Below are 17,868 nucleotides of genomic sequence, written 5' to 3'. Positions count from 1 at the left end.
GTACGCTCAGGATGACAGGGGTCGGGACCACAGGCGCCACAGCCGGTATGGACGTTGCGGCGTCAATTCCAGGTCCAGCGCGACCTCGCGCCAGCTTGCGCGCGCGCCGTCGAGCAGGTCCTCGCCGTGCAGGTCGGCGCTGTCGTCCAGGCCGAACAGCCAGCGCGGCAGGGCCACCCGGACCGATTGCGGCGCCCAGGGGTCCAGGCTGACTGCCGCCAGCACCACGCTGGCCCGGTTCGGAGTGGCCTTGCAGAACGTCAGCACCTGCTCGTTGGCGCACTGCAGCGGCACGTAGCCCAGGTGGCTGTGCAGCGCCGGGTTGGCGCGGCGGATGCGATTGAGCGCCGCGATCTCGGCGGTCACGTTGCCGGGGGCATGCCAGTCGCGCTGGCGCAACTGGTACTTCTCGGAGTCCAGGTATTCCTCCTTGCCGGGCACCGGCTGGGCCTCGCACAGTTCGAAGCCGCTGTACATGCCCCACAGTCCGCTGCCGGCGGTGGCCAGCGCGGCGCGGATGAGAAAGCCGGCCCGGCCCGAGGCCTGCAGGAAATACGGATTGATGTCGGGCGTGTTGACGAAGAAGTTGGGCCGGAACCACTCGCAGACCGGCGGGCGCGACAGTTCGCGCAGATAGCTGTCCAGCTCATGGCGGGTATTGCGCCAGGTGAAATAGGTATACGACTGGGTGAAGCCCAGCTTGGCCAGGCGGTACATCATGCGCGGGCGCGTGAAGGCTTCGGAAAGAAACACCACGTCGGGGTGGCGGGCGTGGACGTCGGCGATCAGCCACTGCCAGAACGGCAGCGGCTTGGTATGCGGATTGTCGACGCGGAAAATGCGCACGCCGGCGTCGATCCAGTACAGCAGCACATCGCGCAGCGCGCGCCACAGCGCCCGGCGCGGGCGGCCGCTGGCCTGGTCGTAGAAGCTGACATTGACGATGTCTTCATAGCGCTTGGGCGGGTTCTCGGCGTGCCGGATCGAGCCATCGGCGCGGTGCTCGAACCAGTCGGGGTGGCGTTGCAGCCAGGGATGGTCCGGCGAACACTGGATCGCGAAGTCCAGCGCGACTTCCATGCCATGCGCCGCGGCGGCTTGCACCAGCCGCGCGAAGTCGGCCCGGGTGCCCAGCTGCGGGTGGATGGCGTCGTGGCCGCCGTCGGGCGAACCAATCGCGTAGGGGCTGCCGGGGTCGTCGGCGGCGGCCTGCAGCGCGTTGTTGCGGCCCTTGCGCTGCGACTGGCCGATGGGGTGAATGGGCGGCAGGTACAGGACGTCGAAACCCATGGCGCGCAGCGCGGGCAGGCGCGCGATCACGTCGTCGAAGGTGCCGTGCGCGCCGGCGGGCACGGCCTGCGACCGCGGGAACAGTTCGTACCAGCTGCCGTGGCCGGCGGCCGCGCGGTCGACCCAGAGCGGTCGGCTTGCGCTGGTGTGCATGAAGGGCCGCGCGGCCAGCGCGCGCATGGCCTGGGCCAGTCCGTCGCGCAGCAGGGCGGCCACGGCGTCGGCCGGCGCCGGCCCGCCATTCAGCATGGACAGGGCCGCTTCGATGGGCGCGCGGCGCGCGTCGCCGCGCGCCTGGCGCCGCGCCAGGGCTGTCCGCAGGTGCGCGGCGCCCTCGGCGAGGTCCAGCGCGATGTCCTGGTCGGCCTCGTGCTTGAGGCGCAGCTCGCGGCAGAAAGTCAGCCAGGTGTCGCGCCAGGCGCACACGCGGAACTCATGCAGGCCGATCCGGCGCGGCGCGAAGCGCGCGTGCCAGCGGTCGTTGTCGCCCGGCGCCAGCGGCACGCCGTGCCAGCCGGCCTGGTCGACGGCCCGCCATTGCAGCTCGCCGGCCAGCTGTTCGTGTCCGTCCGAGATCAGGTCGACGCCGACTTCGACCGGCACATGGGCCAGGGCCTTGGCGGCCAGGCTGCCGTGCGCCACCGAAGGCGCGACGTGCTCGAAGACGACGCGGGCGTCGCGGTCGCACGCCGAGGGCGGGCCGGGCAACAGCGCGCCCGCCGTGGCGCGCACCGGACGCTCGGCGGCAACGCGGTACAGCGCGCAGTGTTCGACCGGGTCGGCCAGGTGCCTAGGCACGCCGGCCGGCAGCAACGCGGCGCCGGCGCTCCAGTCGACCCGCGGCTCATGCGCGGCCTGCGGATCCAGCGCCAGCACATGGCTCGTGCCGGGCGGGCCCGGGCGGATGATCAGCGTGGCCCAGCCGTCGCGCCCGCACAGCAAGACCGGCCGGCCGCGCGGCGCGGCCTGGCGGCGCCAGCGCAGCGCGCGCGCCACGGCGGGCATCATGCGCTGCAGTTCGCTGCCCACCAGCAGCCCGTCGCCCCACAGCGCGGCCACCCAGAGGGCGCGCAGCGCGGCGTGCGCGGCCGCGCTGGCGGGCGCCAGCGGCGCGCCGCCGGCCGGGGCGAGCGGGGCGGCGAGCAGCGGCGCTATCTCGCGCAGGCGCTGCGATTCGGCGTCCAGCCACGTGGCGTCGGGCGACCACCAGGGGATCGAGCCGAATACGCCGTCGAACCCCACGCCGGCCAGGGCGGCCGATTGCGCCGGCGTCAGGCCCGCGGTCCAGGCCAGCAGCCGCAGCGCCGGCCGGCTGGCCCGCAAGGGTTCGAACAGGGCGCGCCAGTCGGAAGGATCGAGACGCTGCGGCGCGGTGCAGCGAAAGCCGGCCACGCCGGCGTCCAGCCATCCGGCCAGGCGGGACTGCCAGGCCTGCAGGAAGGCGGCCGGCGCCGGGCGGCCGCGCACATAGCGCACGCCGTGCCGCGCAGCGGGCTGGCGCGGGTCGCCGGCCGGCTCGTCGGCCGGGCTCTCCAGCCATTGCGCCTGCGCGGTGCGCGGCGCGGCGTCGCGCGCCACCCGGTCGGGCTCCAGGTCCAGCAGCAGTGTCAGGCCTTGCGCGGCGGCCTCGCGCGCCAGGCGCGCCAGGGTGGCGTCCATGGCGCCGCCGCCCCAGCGCGCGTCGGCATGGTCCACGTCGGCCGGCGCGCCCTGGATGTCATCGGGGCACTGCCATGGCGGCGTCAGGCACACCGCGTTGAAACCGCAGCGGCGCAGCCGTACGCACAAGGTCTGCCACGCCGCGAACGAACCGGCGGGCGTATCGCGCGCCAGGGCGATCGCGGCGGCGTGAAAGGCCAGCAGGTGGGCGTCGCGATCGAGTCGGGCGGCGGCGCGGCGAACCATGGCGCCGTGCCTCAGGCCGCGTTGGCCAGCAGCGGCAGCGTGGGCGCGGGCACCCGGCCGCGCTGCGGCGCGCTGGCCAGGCTGGCGTACAGGCCCGCATAGGCCTGCGCCGAAGCGCGCCAGCTGAAATCGGCCTGCATGGCGTTGCGGCGCATGGCGTCGCACACCGCCGGCTTGGCCAGCGCGCGCAGCGCGCGCGCCACGGCCAGCTGCATATCGGCGGGCTCGCTGCCATCGAACAGGAAGCCCGTACCCTGGCCGGCGCAGGATTCCTCGACCGCCGGGCCGGGATCGCGGATGGTATCGACCATGCCGCCCACCCGCGAGGCCACCGGCAGGGTGCCGTAGCGCATGGCGTACAACGGGGTCAGGCCGAAAGGCTCGAAGCGGCTGCCGTGCAGCAGCAGGTCGGCACCCGCGTGCAAACGGTGGGCGAGCGGCTCGTCGTAGCCGATGTGGACCGCGCAACGGCCCGGGTAGCGCGCCGCCAGGGCGCGCAGTGCCGTCTCCAGGGCCGGCTCGCCGCGGCCGATCAGCGCGAACTGCAAGTGTTCGTGCGCCTCCAGCAGGGCGGGCAGGGCGGCGATGGCCACGTCGGCCATCTTCTGGCCGGTCAGGCGGCTGCCCATGGCCAGCACGGTCGCGTCCGCGCGCGGCTGCAGGCCCAGCTCGGCCTGCAGCGCGGCCTTGCAACAGGCCTTGTTGCGCATATCCAGCGCGTCGAAGCGCAGGCCGCCCAGATGCGGGTCGGCGGCCGGATTCCACAGCGCGGTGTCGATGCCATTGGGCACCGGGCTCAGGTCGGCGCCGCGCGCGCGCAGCAAACCGTGCAATCCGCAGCCGAACGCCGGCGTGAGAATCTCGCGCGCATAGGCGCGGCTGACGGTGGTGACGCGGGTCGCATAACGGATGCCGGCCTTGAGGAAATTCACGCTGTCATCGGACAGCGCGCCGTCGTCGTGCCGGCACGCCAGCGGGATGCCCAGCGCGCTAGCCAGCTCGGCCGGAAACGTACCCTGGAACGCCAGGTTGTGAATGGTGAGCAGCGTCTTGACGTAGTGCAGTCCGGCCGCGTGGATGAGCAGCGGCGCGAGCGCGGCATGCCAGTCGTGCGCGTGCACCACGTGCGGCGGCCGCAGCCCGGGCAGGCCCTGCGCCAGCCGGGCGGCCGCGTGGGCCAGGGCCGCATAGCGGCGGGCATTGTCCGGGTAGCCCTGGCCGCTGTCGTCCACGTAAATGCCGGGCCGGTCGTACAGCGCGTCGTTGCGCAGCAGCAGCACCGACAATCCCGAGCCCGGGCAATGGCCGCGCACCAGGCTGGCCGGGCCGCCGGGCAGTCCGCCCAGCCGCGCGACCGTGCGCGGCCGATACACCATATCCAGCGTGCCGCGATAGGCAGGCATCAGCAACTCGCACTGCACGTCCACACCGCCCGGCCGGTGGCCCAGCGCCTGCACCATGCCCGACACGGCGTCGCCCAGGCCGCCCGTCTTGGCCAGCGGAAACGCCTCCGCGGCCACCACCAAGGTACGTATGGTCGTCATGCAAGCTCCCTGAGAGGATGCCCGCGCCGCAAACAGGGACGTGATCGGGCCGATGCGCTGGTTCCGCAAGCGCCGTGCCCGGGTTGTTCGCCAGCCGTATCCGGTCGTCGGCGGCCGTTGCGAGCCCGCGTATCGGCGGGGCGCGCGCTGCCGGCGCTGCGCCGTTGTTGCATGCGCCGGTAATTCCGCCTCGTCGGTCGGCGCGCAATATTTGCCGCCGCCAGCAGTGATGCGCTGCAACGCAGGCGACGGGCCGCGTGGCCGACAGGCACGCCGCTTGCGAAATGGAGGGGCCTTACCTGGAGGACATCGATATGAAGCAACGAAGCCTGATTTACCTGGTTGCCGGCGCCATGGCCGCGCTGCTGGCGCATGGCGGCGCCCTGGCGCAAAGCGGCACCGCGCCGACCACGCCTTCGACCACGCCCAACGATTCGACGGCCGTGCCGCCGAACCGGCCGGTGCCGCCGGGCCAGGTGCCGCCCGCGCCCGGCACCACCACCCACGACGGGATGCCCAAGACGCCGCAGCAGCACATGAACGAGCATCGCGGCAACGACACGCGCGGCGACATGCCGCGGCGCCAGCCCGACATCAACGACAACCCGCCGGCCACGCCGGCGCAGGGCGCTTCGCCGCCGCCGGGATACCCCAACACGGGCGGATCGAAGTAGCGGCGGGACCGGTCCGCGCCGGCGCGCGTCAGTAGTACTGGCGGCGCGTGTCGGCGGCGGGCAGGCGCAGCTGCAGCCGGTACTTGGACACCGTGCGGCGCGCCACCACGATGCCGTCGCCGGCCAGCCGTTTGGCCAGGGTCACATCCGACAAGGGCATGCGCGGGTCTTCCGCGTCGATGTATTCGCGGATCAGCGCGCGCACGGCCGCGGCCGAACACGTGCCGCCCGATTCGGTGCTCAGTTCGCGCGAGAAAAAATGGCGGAACTCGAACACCCCGCGCGGCGTCGACATGTACTTGTTGGCGGTGGCGCGCGAGACCGTGGACTCGTGCATCTCCAGCTCGTCGGCCACCTCGCGCAGCATCAGCGGCCGCAGCGCGATCTGGCCGAACTCGAAGAACATCTGCTGGCGCTGCACGATGGCCTCGGCCACGCGCCGGATGGTGGCGTAGCGTTGCTCGACATTGCGCACCAGCCAACGGGCTTCCTGCAGCTCCTGCGCCATCGGGCTGCGCTCGTCCATGCGGGCGCGCCGGAACAGGTCGGCATAGGCCTGGTGCAGCCGGGCATGCGGCATGGCGCCCCGATTCGGCACCACCAGCCATTGCTGGCGCTGTTTGCTGACCACCACATCCGGCACGACGTAGCTGGGCGGTTCGTGCGCATAGCGGCGGCCGGGCTTGGGGTCGAGGCCGCGGATCACCCCGCACGCCTGGCGCAACACCGGTTCGCTGCAGCGCAGCGCGCGCCGCATGCCGGGGTAATCGCTGCGCGCCAGGCGCGGCAGGTGGGCGGCGACGATGGCCAGGGCGGCGTCGCGCACGGCCGGATCGAGCCGGCTACAGGCGCGGATCTGCAGGGCCAGGCATTCGGGCAGGTCGCGCGCGGCCAGGCCCGGCGCATCGAGTTGCTGGACCAGGTGCAGCGCCGCCTGCCATTCGCTGGCGTCGGGCGGCGGGTCGAAATCGGCGACGCCGGCCAATTGGGCCAATTCCTGCCGCAGGTAGCCGTCGTCATCCAGTCCATCCACGATGAACTCGGCCAGCGCACGGTCGCGTTCGCTCAGCACATAGGCGCCCAGCGCCTGCGACAGGCGTTCGTGCAGGCTCAGGGTGGCCGGCACCCAGGCCGCCGCGTCGCTGGCCACGCCAGGCTGGGCGGCGGCGCTGCGCGTGGGATAGTCGCCGGCATAGGAGGGCGGCTCGGGCGGCGGCTCGGATGTCGCGGGCGGCTCGGACGCCGCGGGCGGCGCCGGCGCGTCGTCCTGCGCTTCGGTCTCGTCGGCGTCCTCCAGGAACGGATTGGTCGCCAGGGCCTGCTGCACCGTCGTGGTGAACTCCAGCGCCGACATTTGCAGCAGATGAATGGACTGCTGCAGGCGTGGCGCCAGCGTGGTTTGCTGGCGCAGCCGCAGATCCTGCAGGACGTGGCTCAAGTTTTCCTCCGACAGGGACGCGCCTGGGCGCGGGAACATACCAGAGGAGTACGCAAGATCGGTGCCAGCCTGCGCTCCTCTCGGGGCGCGGCGTTACGGCAGCGCGCGGCGGAGCCAGGAGTTACAACGTCGCCGTATTTTTTGGTTCATCGCGCAATAGCGTGGAGGGGTTTGGCAAGTTTTCGTATTCTTGACGGCAGGTATTTGCCATCAGGAGTGCAGGGAGATGCTGGATCGCAAGTTGCTGGAGTCGCTGGGAGGCTGGCAGGGCTATGGCGTCGAACGCGTGGAATGGCCCGAAGACCCAGGGCGCACGCTGTCGATCTATTTGAAGCCAACGGCCAAGGTGATGCTGTGCGAGCAGTGCGGCGCGCGGTGTCGCCAGGTGCATGAGACCACGGTTCGACGGGTGCGAGATCTGCCGTTATTCGAGTATCGGGTCGTTCTGCACGTGCCGCGCCGACGCTTGTGGTGTGAGCAATGCGGCGGCCCGCGCCTGGAGCGGCTTGCCTGGCTGGGGCGATATCAACGGGTGACGGATCGGCTGGCGCAGGCCTGCAGCCAATTGCTGCAATCGAGCAACGTGCAGGCGGTGGCGAGGTTCTTCGAGCTGGGTTGGCATACCGTCAAGACGCTGGACAAGGCTCGGCTGCGTGCGTCGGTGCGCGAACCGGATTGGTCCAAGATCGAGTATTTGGCGATGGACGAGTTTGCCCTGCACAAAGGGCATCGCTACGCGACAGTGGTGGTCGATCCGATCAGCAGGCAGGTGCTGTGGATTGGCCCAGGACGCTCACGCGAGACGGCCCGGGCGTTCTTCGAACAATTGCCGCCTGGGGCCGCCCAACGCATCAAGGCCGTTGCCATCGACATGACCACCGCCTACGAGTTGGAGATCCAGGCCCACAGCCCACAGGCGGAGATCGTCTATGACTTGTTCCATGTCGTGGCCAAGTATGGACGAGAGGTCATTGATCGGGTGCGCGTGGATCAGGCCAATCAACTACGCCAGGATCGTCCCGCACGCAGGATCATCAAATCGAGTCGCTGGCTGCTGCTGCGCAACCGTGACAACCTGGATCGGCAGCAGGCCGTCCGGCTCGACGAATTGCTGCAAGCCAACCAGCCGCTGCTGACGGTCTATGTCCTGCGTGACGAACTCAAACGGCTCTGGTTCTACCAAAGACCTGCCTGGGCAAGACAAGCCTGGAACCACTGGTACGAGCAGGCCGAGCAAAGCGGAATAGCCGCCTTGAACACCTTCGCTCAGCGCTTGAAAGGCTATCTGCACGGCATCCTGGCCAGATGCCGACATCCCCTGAACACCAGCATTGTCGAGGGCATCAACAACACTATCAAGGTCATCAAGCGGCGCGCTTACGGCTACCGCGACCAGGAATACTTCTTCCTCAAAATCCGTGCCGCCTTCCCCGGCAATGCGCGATGAACCTTTTTTTGGGCGTGCGACGCGGTGCCTGTGCCCGCAGGGGGAGCGACACCTGCGGCCAGGGTGCCTGTCCCCGCCGGGACAGGCACGCCGTCATGCGCCAGCGGCATGGGGACTGACATCTGCGGCTGGGTGCCTGTCCCCGCCGGGACAGGCACACTTGCCGTATGCCATCGACGCCCGCCTGCCGGGGGGGCGGCATCTGCCCCTACGCGGACCGGCGCGCGGCGATCAGCGGCCTTTTTCCGTCCGGCGTCGCCGCGGCTTGGCGGCCGCAGGCGTGCCCAGTTTCGCGACCACCAGGTCGTACAGCGCCTGCGCGGCGATCGACAGCCTTTCCTCCTGCCGGCGGACGATGTAGATCTGGCGCGTCAGGCCCGGCAGCGAGATGGGGCGGATGAGCAGGCCGGGTCGTTCGAACTGGTACAGCGTGAAGGTCGGCACGACGCTGATGCCCAGCCCGGCTTCGATCATGCCCGCCACGGTCGCGAGCTGCGCGACTTCCAGTATCGTTTTCGCGACCTGCGGGCGCAGCGCCGCTTCCACCGTCTGGCGCACGCTGCTGTTGCGCGTGAGATGGATGAAAGGCCACGGCGCCAGGTGCTTGAGGGTAAGGCGCGGCTCGCGCGCCAGCGGATGGTCCTTGCGGCAGATCAGGTGGAACGTGTCGCTGCACAGCTCACGCGCATGCAGGACCGCGGGGTCCGAGGCGCGGATGCCGCGCGAGGCAAGCGCGAAATCGGCCTGGCCGCTGCGCACCAGTTCGATGCACTCGTCGGACAGGACATCCGAGAGCATGAGTTCGATGTCGGGGTGCTCGGCGTGGAACTCATGCAGGACTTTCGGCAGCCATCCCGCCGCCAGGGAGGGAAGGGCGGCGACATGGACGCGCCCGCGCCGCAACTCGACGAAGCTGGCGATGTGCGTCATGGCGTGGCCAAGGTCGGCCAGCAGCCGGCGCGCCAGGGGCTCGAACAGCTCGCCTTCCTGCGTCAGCACCACCCGCCGCGTACTGCGATCGAACAGCTGCATGGCCAGCGTCGCCTCCAGGGACTGGATCAGTGCGCTGAACGCGGGCTGGGACAAATGGCATGCCTGCGCGGCCTTGGTGAAGTGGCGCAGGTCGGCAAGCATGACGAAGGCGCGCAATTGGCGGGTGGACAGATCGGCCTGTGGTCTCATTGATTTGAAGTATCTATTAATCAATCCAAAAAATCGATTTTTCTTATCGTACTGCCGATTCTAAACTGGCTGCCATTGTCACTTCGTGATTCCGCAATGCGTTCACTCCCTTCCCTGTTGATCGGCTGCGCCGCAGGCTTCTCGGGCGACCGTGTCGACGCCGCCGGCCCGGTGGTGGATACGCTGATCGCCCGCCTGGGCGGCGTTCCCGCCAACGGCCGAGCCTTCCTGATTTTCGAGACCCTGGCCGAACGCACCCTGGCGCTTGCGCAGCTGCGCAAGCGCGCCGATGCCCAGGCCGGGTACGAGCCGCTGCTCGAGGACATGCTCGGACCGGTGCTGGCGCGCTGCCTGGCGCACGGCATACGCATCGTCAGCAACTTCGGGGCCGCCAATCCGGAAGGCGCGGCGCGCCATATCCTGCGCATGGCCGCGCGGCTGGGCTTGCGCAAGCCGCGCATCGCGGTGGTCAAGGGCGACGATGTTTCCGGCGCGCAGCATGCCGGCATGCTGGCCGAGTACCTGGGCGAGCAATACGATCCCTCCAGCATCGTCAGCGCCAATGCCTATCTGGGAAGCGAACAGATTCGCGACGCGCTGGACCATGGCGCGGAAATCGTGGTGTGCGGCCGCGTGGCGGACCCGTCGCTGACGGTGGGCCCCGCGATGTCCTATTTCGGCTGGCAAGCCGACGACTGGGACCGCATCGGACGCGCCACCATGGCCGGGCATCTGCTCGAATGCGGCGCGCAGGTTTGCGGCGGCTATTACGCCGACCCCGGCTACAAGGACGTGCCCGGGCTGGAGCAGGTCGGCTTTCCGGTCGCCGAGATCGACGAGGACGGCCATTGCATCATCGGCAAATCCGATGGCACGGGCGGCCTGGTCGACGAGGCCACCGTCATCGAGCAGTTGCTCTACGAGGTCCATGATCCTGCCGGCTATCTGACGCCCGACGTGGTTGCCGACATTTCGCAGGCCGAGGTCCGGCGCGTGGCGGACAACCAGGTCCGGCTCACCGGCGTGCGCGGCCACCCCCGGCCGGCGGCGTACAAGGTCAACGTGTGCCTGGAAGGCGGCTGGCTGGCCGAGGGCGAGATTTCATACGCGGGCCCGCGCGCCGAGGCGCGCGCGCGCCTGGCCGCCGAGGTCGTGTGCAAGCGGCTGGCCGACCTGCGCATCCGCACCGACCTGATCGGCCACGTGAGCATTTTCGGCGACGACGCCGGACGCCTGCTGGCCGGCGCGCCGGCGGGCGATGGCTAGGACGTGCGCTTGCGCCTGGCGGCGCACGCCGTCACGCGCCAGGACGCCATGCGCCTGACGCGCGAAGTGACCGCGCTTTACTGTTGCGGCCCGGCCGGCGGCGGCGGTGTGCGCACCACGCTGACGCCGCGGCTGGACATGGTTTCATGCCTGCTGCCGCGCGACCTGGTGCGCGCCGGATTCGAAATGGTGGATGCCGATGTCTGATGTGCTTGTTCCCCTGTTTCGCGTCGCGCACGCGCGCACCGGCGACAAAGGCGACCGCTCGAACATCAGCGTGATCGCCTGGGATCGCGCCTTGTATCCCTTGCTGGTCGAACAGCTGACGCCCGAGGTGGTGCTGGCGCAATTCGCGCATCGACGGCCGGCCGGGGCGCAGCGCTACCTGCTGCCCAAGCTGGGCGCCATGAACTTCGTGCTGGACGCCGTGCTCGACGGCGGCGTCAATGGCGCGCTTAACCTCGACGCGCATGGCAAGGCGCTGTCCTATTTGATCCTGAAGACGGAAATCGCCGTTCCGTCCGACCTGGTCTGCCGCCTGGCCGGTTCGCCCGGCTGAGGACGGTCAGTCCGCTTATAACAACTCAACTGATAAGGGGCCCCCTGATGCGATACCTGAAAAGTACCTATGCAGCCGTCCTGCTGGCTATCGGCACGGCCGTGCCGCACGCGACCACCCTGGCACAGGAAGTCAAGGTTGCGGCCGAGGCGCCATTGAGGCTGCTGGACCCGGTGGGCACGACTGCGTATATCACGCGCAACCACGCCTACATGGTCTATGACACGCTGTTTGCGCTGGATGCGCAGCTCAAGCCGCAGCCACAGATGGTAAGCACCTGGAGCGTGAGCCCCGACAAGCTGGTCTACCGCTTCACCTTGCGCGACGGGCTGAAGTTCCATGACGGCAGCCCGGTTACCGCGGCCGACTGCGTCGCGTCGATCAAGCGCTGGGCGCAACGCGACCTGACCGGCTTGCGCATGATGGCCGCCGCCAAGGAAATCACCGCCAAGGACGACAAGACGTTCGAGATCGTGCTGGAGCAACCCTTCGGCGCCGTCATCGAAGGCCTGAGCAAGGCCAGTTCGCTGCCGGCCTTCATCATGCCCAAGCGCATCGCCGATGCGCCGGCCAGCCAGGCGATCACCGAGGTGATCGGGTCCGGGCCGTTTCGCTTCGTGGCGTCGGAGTACCGCCCCGGCCTGCAGGTCGTCTATGAGCGCAACACCGACTATGTTCCGCGCAGCGAGCCCCCCAGCGGCCTGGCCGGCGGCAAGGTCGTGAACGTGGACCGCGTCGTCTGGCTGTCGCTGCCCGACATCCAGACCGAGGCCAATGCGCTGGCCAAGGGCGAGGTGGACTATGTGCAGACCGTGTATCCCGACGTGGTGCAGACGCTTCAGGCCAGCAAGGACGTCGTCATCCAGAAACTGGCCAGCACGACCACGCCGACCCTGCGCCTGAACTGGCTGCAGCCGCCGTTCAACAACCAGAAGGTGAGGCAGGCGCTGCTGCATGCGGTGAGCCAGCGCGACTACATGGATGCGCAGGTCGGCGACCCCAAGGCCTATCGCGTGTGCTGGGCCATGTTCGGCTGCGACTCGCCGCTGGCCAGCACGGCGGGCGTGGTGTCCCAGGACGACGAGGCCGATCTCAACGCCGCCAAGGCCTTGCTCAAGGAAAGCGGCTACAAGAACGAGAAGGCGGTCGTGCTGCACGCCACCGACTATCCGCCCACCTCGGCCATCGCGCCTTTCACGGCGCAGATCCTGCGCTCCATCGGCATGAAGGCGGAAGTCCAGTCCATGGATTGGGCGACCTTCCTTACCCGGCGCGGCAAGCAGGACCCGGTGGAGAAGGGCGGCTGGAGCGTGGCCTACGGCAGCTGGAACACCCTGGACCTGATGTCGCCCATCGCCAACCTCAACCTCGATGGCCGCGGCAAGGAGGGATACGCGGGCTGGACCGAGAGCGCCGAGATGGAGTCGCTGCGCACGCAGTACGCGCAGGCCACCGAGCCCGCCAGCCGGCAGCAGATCGCCGCGAAGATACAGCAGCTGGCCTATGACCAGGTCTTCTATATTCCGCTGGGTACCTACAGCAATTACGCCGCCCGCCGCAGCAACGTGACGCCGCTGCTGGACGCGCCCGTGACGGTATTCTGGGGAATATCCAAGAACTGAGTCGCCGCGCGGCGCCGCCATGGCGCCGCGCAGCACGTAGGAGATCGTTTTCGTGCAAATTCTGAGGTTGCTGTTCCTGCGCCTGGCCAGCGCCATTCCCGTGGTGCTCGTGGTGGTGACGGTGGTGTTCCTGCTGGTCAGGCTGACCGGCGATCCCGCCACGATTCTCGCCGGCGACATGGCCAGCCCCGAGGTGGTCGCCAGCGTGCGCGCCGACCTGGGGCTGGACCGCCCCTTGCTGGGCCAGTATGCCCAATGGCTGTGGGATCTGTTGCAGGGCAACCTCGGCACATCCATCGTCACCAAGCAGCCCGTGGCGACGCTGATCGGCGAGCGCCTCGAATCGACCCTGGTGCTGTCGCTCAGCGCGCTGGTGGTCACGGTGCTGCTGGCGGTGCCGCTGGGCGTGCTGGCGGCCTGGCGCCACAACACGCTGGTCGACCGGGTCGTGATGATCTACGCGGTCATCGGCTTCTCGCTGCCCAGCTTCGTGGTGGGGTACCTGTTGATACTCATGTTCTCGGTCTGGCTGGGCTGGCTGCCGGTGCAGGGATACGTCAGCATCACCGACGATATCTGGCTGGCCGCGCAACACCTGGTATTGCCCACCCTGGCGCTGGCGATCTTCTACATGTCGCTGATTTCGCGGGTGACGCGCGCCAGCGTGCTGGAAGCCCTGAACGAGGATTTCGTGCGCACCGCCAAGGCCAAGGGGGTGCCGTCGCTGCGCATCCTGTCGCAGCACGTGCTGCGCAACGCCGCGATTCCCATCGTCACCGTCATCGGCATCGGGCTGGCCTTCCTGATCAGCGGGGTGGTGATCACCGAGAGCGTGTTCAACCTGCCCGGCCTGGGCCGCCTGACCATCGACGCCGTGCTGTCGCGGGACTACCCCGTGGTCCAGGGCGTCATCCTCTTTTTCGCCTGCGTCTACATCCTGGTGAACCTGTTGATCGACATGCTGTACGTGGTCATCGATCCACGGATCCGCTACTGACGATCCGGAGACGAGACATGACATCCATTCTTCGCCACAACAGACTGGCGCTGCTGGGAGGCGGCGTGCTGCTGCTGATGGTCGCCATCAGCGTCGCGGCTTCCTGGATCGCCAGCATGGACCCCGCGATGATGCAGCCGCGCATGCGCCTGACGCCGCCGGGAGAGGCCTTCCTGCTGGGCACCGATGCGCTCGGGCGCGACGTGTACTCCCGCGTCGTGCATGGCAGCCGCATGTCCCTGGCCATCGGCGCGCTGGTGGTCGTCATCACGATTGCGATCGGCACCCTCATCGGCCTGGTGGCCGGGGCCTCGCGCATCATGGACCGCGTCCTCATGCGGATCATGGACGGCGTCATGGCCATTCCCGGCATCCTGCTGGCGGTGGCTCTGGTATCGCTGTTCGGCGCCAGCCTGGCCTCGGTCGTGATCGCGATCGCCGTGCCCGAGATTCCGCGCGTGGTGCGCCTGGTGCGCAGCGTGGTGCTCTCGGTGCGCGAAGAGCCCTACGTCGAGGCCGCGGTCGGGCTCGGGGTGCCGTATCCCAAGGTCGTCTGGCGGCACATCCTGCCCAATTGCTTCGCGCCGCTGATCGTGCAGGCCAGCTACGTGTTCGCCGCGGCGATCCTGCTCGAGGCCGTGCTGGGCTTTCTGGGCGTGGGGTTCCCGCCCGAGATCCCCACCTTCGGCAACATCCTGGCCGAGGCGCGGCCGGTCTTCCAGCGCGCGCCGTGGGCCACCGTGGCGCCCGGCCTGCTGCTGGCCGTCACCGTGCTGGCGGTGAACCTGCTGGGCGATGGACTGCGCGACAGCCTGGACCCGAAACTCGCGAGGCGCGCAAATGATTGAGAACACACCGAAGCAACGGGTGCTGGAGGTGTCCGGCCTGGCCATCCGCGCCGGCGCGCGGACACTGGTGCAGGACGTCACGCTGAGCCTGGCCCAGGGAGAAATCCTGTGCCTGGTGGGCGAATCGGGGTCGGGCAAGTCGCTGACGGCGTCGGCCGTCATGGGGCTGCTGCCGGGCAACCTGGGCGTGAGCGCCGGCAGCATCCGGCTCGATGGCGAAGACCTGACCGCGGCGTCGCCGGCGCGCATGCAGGCGCTGCGCGGCGACCGCATGGCCATGGTGTTTCAGGAACCCATGACCTCGCTCAATCCGCTGATGCGCGTGGGACGCCAGATCGCGGAGGTGTTGCAGGTGCACCGGCCGGACCTGGGCGCCGGGCAAGTGCGGGCGCGGGTGCTGGAGCTGATGGGCGATGTGCGCCTGCCCACCCCCGAGGCGCTCATGGACGCCTTCCCGCATCAATTGTCGGGCGGGCAGCGCCAGCGCATCATGATCGCGATGGCGCTGGCGCTGGAGCCCGCGCTGATCATCGCCGACGAACCCACCACGGCGCTCGACGTCACGACCCAGGCGCAGGTGCTCAAGCTGTTTCGCCAGTTGCTGGCCAAGCATTCGAGCGCGGTGCTGTTCATCACGCATGACTTCGATGTGGTGCGCGATATCGCCGACCACGTGGCCGTGATGCAGCTGGGCCGCATCGTCGAACAGGGGCCGGCCGGGCAGGTGCTGGACGCGCCTCGCCACGACTACACCCGCAAGCTGCTGGCCGCGGTGCCGAGCGGCGTGCCCAAGACGCAGCAGAACGCGTCGTCCGATGAACTTCTGTCGGTTAGCGGCCTGAACCTGGTTTATGAGTCGCGCGGCCTGCTGGGCCCGGCGCGGCGCACGCATGCCGTCGCCGATGTCGGCTTCACGCTGAAAAAGGGCGAGACCCTGGGCGTTGTCGGCGAGTCGGGCTCGGGCAAGTCGACCCTGGGGCGCTGCATCACGCGGGCGCACGCCCCCACGTCGGGCCGGATCGTCTTCGACGGCGTGGACATCGCGGGGCTGTCGGGCAAGGCGCTGCGGGCGGTGCGCCGCCGCGTGCAGATGGTGTTCCAGGATCCCTACCGGTCGCTGAACCCGCGCCGCAGGATTCTGCATGCCTTGATCGAAGGCCCGATCGAAAGCGGGGTGGACCGCAAGGCGGCCTGCGCGCGCGCGGCCGAATTGATGGCCCTGGTGGGCTTGCCGGCCGACGGCCTGCAGCGTTATCCGCACCAGTTCTCGGGCGGGCAGCGGCAACGCATCTGCATTGCGCGCGCCCTGGCGATGGAGCCCGACCTGATCGTCGCGGACGAGGCCGTGTCGGCGCTGGACGTGTCGGTGCAGGCGCAGGTGCTGGAGCTGTTCGAAGATCTCCAGAAGCGGCTGGGATTCGCCATGATCTTCATTACCCACGACTTGCGCGTGGCCGCGCAGGTCTGCGACCGCATCGGCGTGATGCAGAAAGGGCGCCTGCTCGAGCTGGGCCCGGTGCGGCAAGTCATCCATGCGCCCCAGCACCCCTATACCCGCCACTTGTTCGATTCGCTGCCCGGCCGCGTGGGCCAGGCGGCGGAACCCGCCATGGAGCTACAGGCATGACCAGTACTGACCAGCATATTGCCCGGGCCGGCGTCGCCGAGCTCGCCAGGGGGATCGCCCGGGGCGCGTTCACGCCCGCCGAGGTGACCGACGTCTTCCTGCGCCGCATCCAGGACCTGAATCCCGCGATCGGGGCGTTCGTGGCCGTCTACGAGGACGAGGCCCGGCACGCGGCCCGCCAGGCCACGCAGGCGCTGGCGCAAGGGCAGCGCCTGAGCCCCTTGCATGGCATTCCGTTCGCCGTGAAGGATATCGTCGACGTGGCCGGCAGATTCACGACCTATGGCTCGCGCACCGGCGCGGGGCGGCAGGCCGGCGCCACCGCCGAGTACGTGCGTGCGCTGCTCGATGCCGGGATGATCCTGCTGGGCAAGACGCACACCGTGGAATTCGCGTTCGGCGGCTGGGGCACCAACCAGCGCATGGGAACGCCGCGCAATCCGCTGCGCGCGGACGTGCCCTGCGCGACGGGCGGATCGAGCAGCGGATCGGGGGCCGCCGTCGGCGCGCAGATGGTGCCCTTCGCGGTAGGCACGGACACCGGCGGCTCGATCCGCATTCCTTCGGCGTTCTGCGGGCTGACCGGCATGCGGCCCAGCATGGGGCGCCACAGCGGCGCGGGCGTCATGTCGCTCAGCCACACCCTGGACACCATCGGACCGTTGGCGCGCACCGTCGAAGACGTGCAGATGCTCGACGACCTGTTGACCGGCAAGACCGCCACGGACACCGCGCAGCCGGGTTCGCAGGCCGTGGCGCGCGTGCGCGACGCGCGTATCGGCGTGCTCGGCGCGCAATGGCTGGGCGCCATCGAGCCCGAGGTGGCGCACGCCTATGCGCAAAGCCTGCGGGCCTTCGAGGCGATGGGTGCGACGCTGGTCGAGCTGGCGCTGCCGTTCGACCGGGAAGCGTTCGCCCAGTTGACCTCCACGCTGATCGCCTGCGAAGGCCTGCAATTCGCCGGGAAGTACGTCCACGACCCACTGTCCGGCATGGACGAGGACGTGCGCGCGCGCTTCCTGGTGGGCGACCGGTACGATGCCGCCGCCTATGCCGAATTGCTGGGGCGCCGCAGCGCGATGATCGATACGTTCACGCAGGCGATGGCCGGCGTCAAGGCCTTGCTGATGCCTACGACGCCGTGCGTGGCGCAGCCGCTTGCGGGGCTGGAGCAGTCGCCGTACAACCCGGCGGTGTACACGCGCATGCCGGCGTGGCTCGGCTGCTGCGCGCTGGCGGTGCCCAACGGCTCGGGGGCGCACGGCTTGCCGACCTCCCTGCAGATCGTCGGCCTGCCCGAATCGGACCGGCTGGTGATGTCGCTGGGGCGCGCCTACCAGGAATATGCGTAGGGCGCGACGCGCTGCGGGCCGGCCGCTGGCCGGCCTTTTTTATGGCCATGCAGATCGCCTGGCAAGGCATGGTGCCCGATTGATCCATGCGTACATGTCGGTCTAGGCGCGCCCCGC

12 protein-coding genes and 1 pseudogene are annotated in these 17,868 nt (G+C 69.4%); 9 read left to right on the top strand and 4 right to left on the bottom strand.

Going from position 1 to position 17,868, the window contains the following annotated elements; all coding sequences use genetic code 11:
• Positions 1 to 6: 6 nt before the first annotated feature.
• Positions 7 to 3,195, bottom strand: a complete 3,189-nt coding sequence (locus LK409_RS12585; RefSeq protein ID WP_102967418.1) for an alpha-1,4-glucan--maltose-1-phosphate maltosyltransferase — start codon at positions 3,193 to 3,195, stop codon at positions 7 to 9.
• A gap of 11 nt (positions 3,196 to 3,206) precedes the next feature.
• Positions 3,207 to 4,739, bottom strand: coding sequence for a glycogen synthase GlgA (glgA, locus tag LK409_RS12580; protein ID WP_010928785.1), 1,533 nt, complete (start codon positions 4,737 to 4,739; stop codon positions 3,207 to 3,209).
• Between the two features lie 257 nt (positions 4,740 to 4,996).
• Between glgA and LK409_RS12575 the strand changes: the two genes are divergently transcribed.
• Positions 4,997 to 5,413 carry a hypothetical protein gene (locus LK409_RS12575; RefSeq protein WP_010928784.1) on the top strand — a complete coding sequence of 139 codons (417 nt, stop codon included), beginning with the start codon at positions 4,997 to 4,999 and terminating at the stop codon, positions 5,411 to 5,413.
• Between the two features lie 28 nt (positions 5,414 to 5,441).
• On the opposite strand, the gene LK409_RS12570 is transcribed toward LK409_RS12575, so the two are convergent.
• A complete protein-coding gene (locus LK409_RS12570) occupies positions 5,442 to 6,851 on the bottom strand; it encodes an RNA polymerase factor sigma-54 (protein ID WP_010928783.1) in 1,410 nt (469 codons plus the stop codon).
• A gap of 226 nt (positions 6,852 to 7,077) precedes the next feature.
• On the opposite strand from LK409_RS12570, the gene LK409_RS12565 reads away from it, so the two are divergent.
• Complete coding sequence (locus LK409_RS12565; protein WP_010928782.1) at positions 7,078 to 8,298, top strand: ISL3-like element IS1001 family transposase; 1,221 nt, start codon at positions 7,078 to 7,080, stop codon at positions 8,296 to 8,298.
• Positions 8,299 to 8,529: 231 nt separating this feature from the next.
• On the opposite strand, the gene LK409_RS12560 is transcribed toward LK409_RS12565, so the two are convergent.
• The gene (locus LK409_RS12560) at positions 8,530 to 9,480 is read right to left on the bottom strand and encodes a LysR family transcriptional regulator (protein WP_003810628.1); all 951 of its coding nucleotides are present in this window, start codon (positions 9,478 to 9,480) and stop codon (positions 8,530 to 8,532) included.
• Positions 9,481 to 9,576: 96 nt separating this feature from the next.
• On the opposite strand from LK409_RS12560, the pseudogene LK409_RS12555 reads away from it, so the two are divergent.
• The 7 genes and pseudogenes from LK409_RS12555 to LK409_RS12525 all read left to right on the top strand — a co-directional run bounded on the left by LK409_RS12555 (position 9,577) and on the right by LK409_RS12525 (position 17,751).
• Positions 9,577 to 10,953: pseudogene (locus tag LK409_RS12555) on the top strand (acyclic terpene utilization AtuA family protein).
• Complete coding sequence (locus LK409_RS12550) at positions 10,946 to 11,305, top strand: AtuA-related protein (RefSeq protein WP_161780343.1); 360 nt, start codon at positions 10,946 to 10,948, stop codon at positions 11,303 to 11,305. The pseudogene LK409_RS12555 and the gene LK409_RS12550 overlap by 8 nt, the downstream one beginning before the upstream one ends.
• 47 nt (positions 11,306 to 11,352) lie before the next feature.
• The gene (locus LK409_RS12545; protein WP_010926763.1) at positions 11,353 to 12,927 is read left to right on the top strand and encodes an ABC transporter substrate-binding protein; all 1,575 of its coding nucleotides are present in this window, start codon (positions 11,353 to 11,355) and stop codon (positions 12,925 to 12,927) included.
• A 58-nt stretch (positions 12,928 to 12,985) separates the two neighbouring features.
• Positions 12,986 to 13,924: an ABC transporter permease gene (locus LK409_RS12540; protein ID WP_370448382.1), complete on the top strand. Its 939-nt coding sequence runs from the start codon at positions 12,986 to 12,988 to the stop codon at positions 13,922 to 13,924.
• Between the two features lie 17 nt (positions 13,925 to 13,941).
• Positions 13,942 to 14,772, top strand: a complete 831-nt coding sequence (locus LK409_RS12535) for an ABC transporter permease (protein ID WP_003810639.1) — start codon at positions 13,942 to 13,944, stop codon at positions 14,770 to 14,772.
• Positions 14,765 to 16,399: an ABC transporter ATP-binding protein gene (locus tag LK409_RS12530; protein WP_010926762.1), complete on the top strand. Its 1,635-nt coding sequence runs from the start codon at positions 14,765 to 14,767 to the stop codon at positions 16,397 to 16,399. The genes LK409_RS12535 and LK409_RS12530 overlap by 8 nt, the downstream gene beginning before the upstream one ends.
• A complete protein-coding gene (locus LK409_RS12525) occupies positions 16,396 to 17,751 on the top strand; it encodes an amidase (protein ID WP_003810643.1) in 1,356 nt (451 codons plus the stop codon). The genes LK409_RS12530 and LK409_RS12525 overlap by 4 nt, the downstream gene beginning before the upstream one ends.
• Positions 17,752 to 17,868: the final 117 nt, after the last annotated feature.

This window comes from Bordetella parapertussis (assembly GCF_020735925.1).
In the GTDB taxonomy this organism is placed as follows: Bacteria; Pseudomonadota; Gammaproteobacteria; order Burkholderiales; family Burkholderiaceae_B; genus Bordetella; species Bordetella pertussis.
The sequence above is the reverse complement of the archived record's forward strand: the minus strand, read 5'-3'. Positions and strand labels throughout refer to the sequence as shown.

Bases quoted from the DNA above. Each gene is read 5' to 3' on its own strand.
- LK409_RS12550 (WP_161780343.1), top strand. From the start codon at position 10,946: ATGTCTGATGTGCTTGTTCCCCTGTTTCGCGTCGCGCACGCGCGCACC.
- LK409_RS12530 (WP_010926762.1), top strand. From the start codon at position 14,765: ATGATTGAGAACACACCGAAGCAACGGGTGCTGGAGGTGTCCGGCCTG.
- LK409_RS12545 (WP_010926763.1), top strand. From the start codon at position 11,353: ATGCGATACCTGAAAAGTACCTATGCAGCCGTCCTGCTGGCTATCGGC.
- glgA (WP_010928785.1), bottom strand. From the start codon at position 4,739: ATGACGACCATACGTACCTTGGTGGTGGCCGCGGAGGCGTTTCCGCTG.
- LK409_RS12565 (WP_010928782.1), top strand. From the start codon at position 7,078: ATGCTGGATCGCAAGTTGCTGGAGTCGCTGGGAGGCTGGCAGGGCTAT.
- LK409_RS12535 (WP_003810639.1), top strand. From the start codon at position 13,942: ATGACATCCATTCTTCGCCACAACAGACTGGCGCTGCTGGGAGGCGGC.
- LK409_RS12525 (WP_003810643.1), top strand. From the start codon at position 16,396: ATGACCAGTACTGACCAGCATATTGCCCGGGCCGGCGTCGCCGAGCTC.
- LK409_RS12560 (WP_003810628.1), bottom strand. From the start codon at position 9,480: ATGAGACCACAGGCCGATCTGTCCACCCGCCAATTGCGCGCCTTCGTC.
- LK409_RS12585 (WP_102967418.1), bottom strand. From the start codon at position 3,195: ATGGTTCGCCGCGCCGCCGCCCGACTCGATCGCGACGCCCACCTGCTG.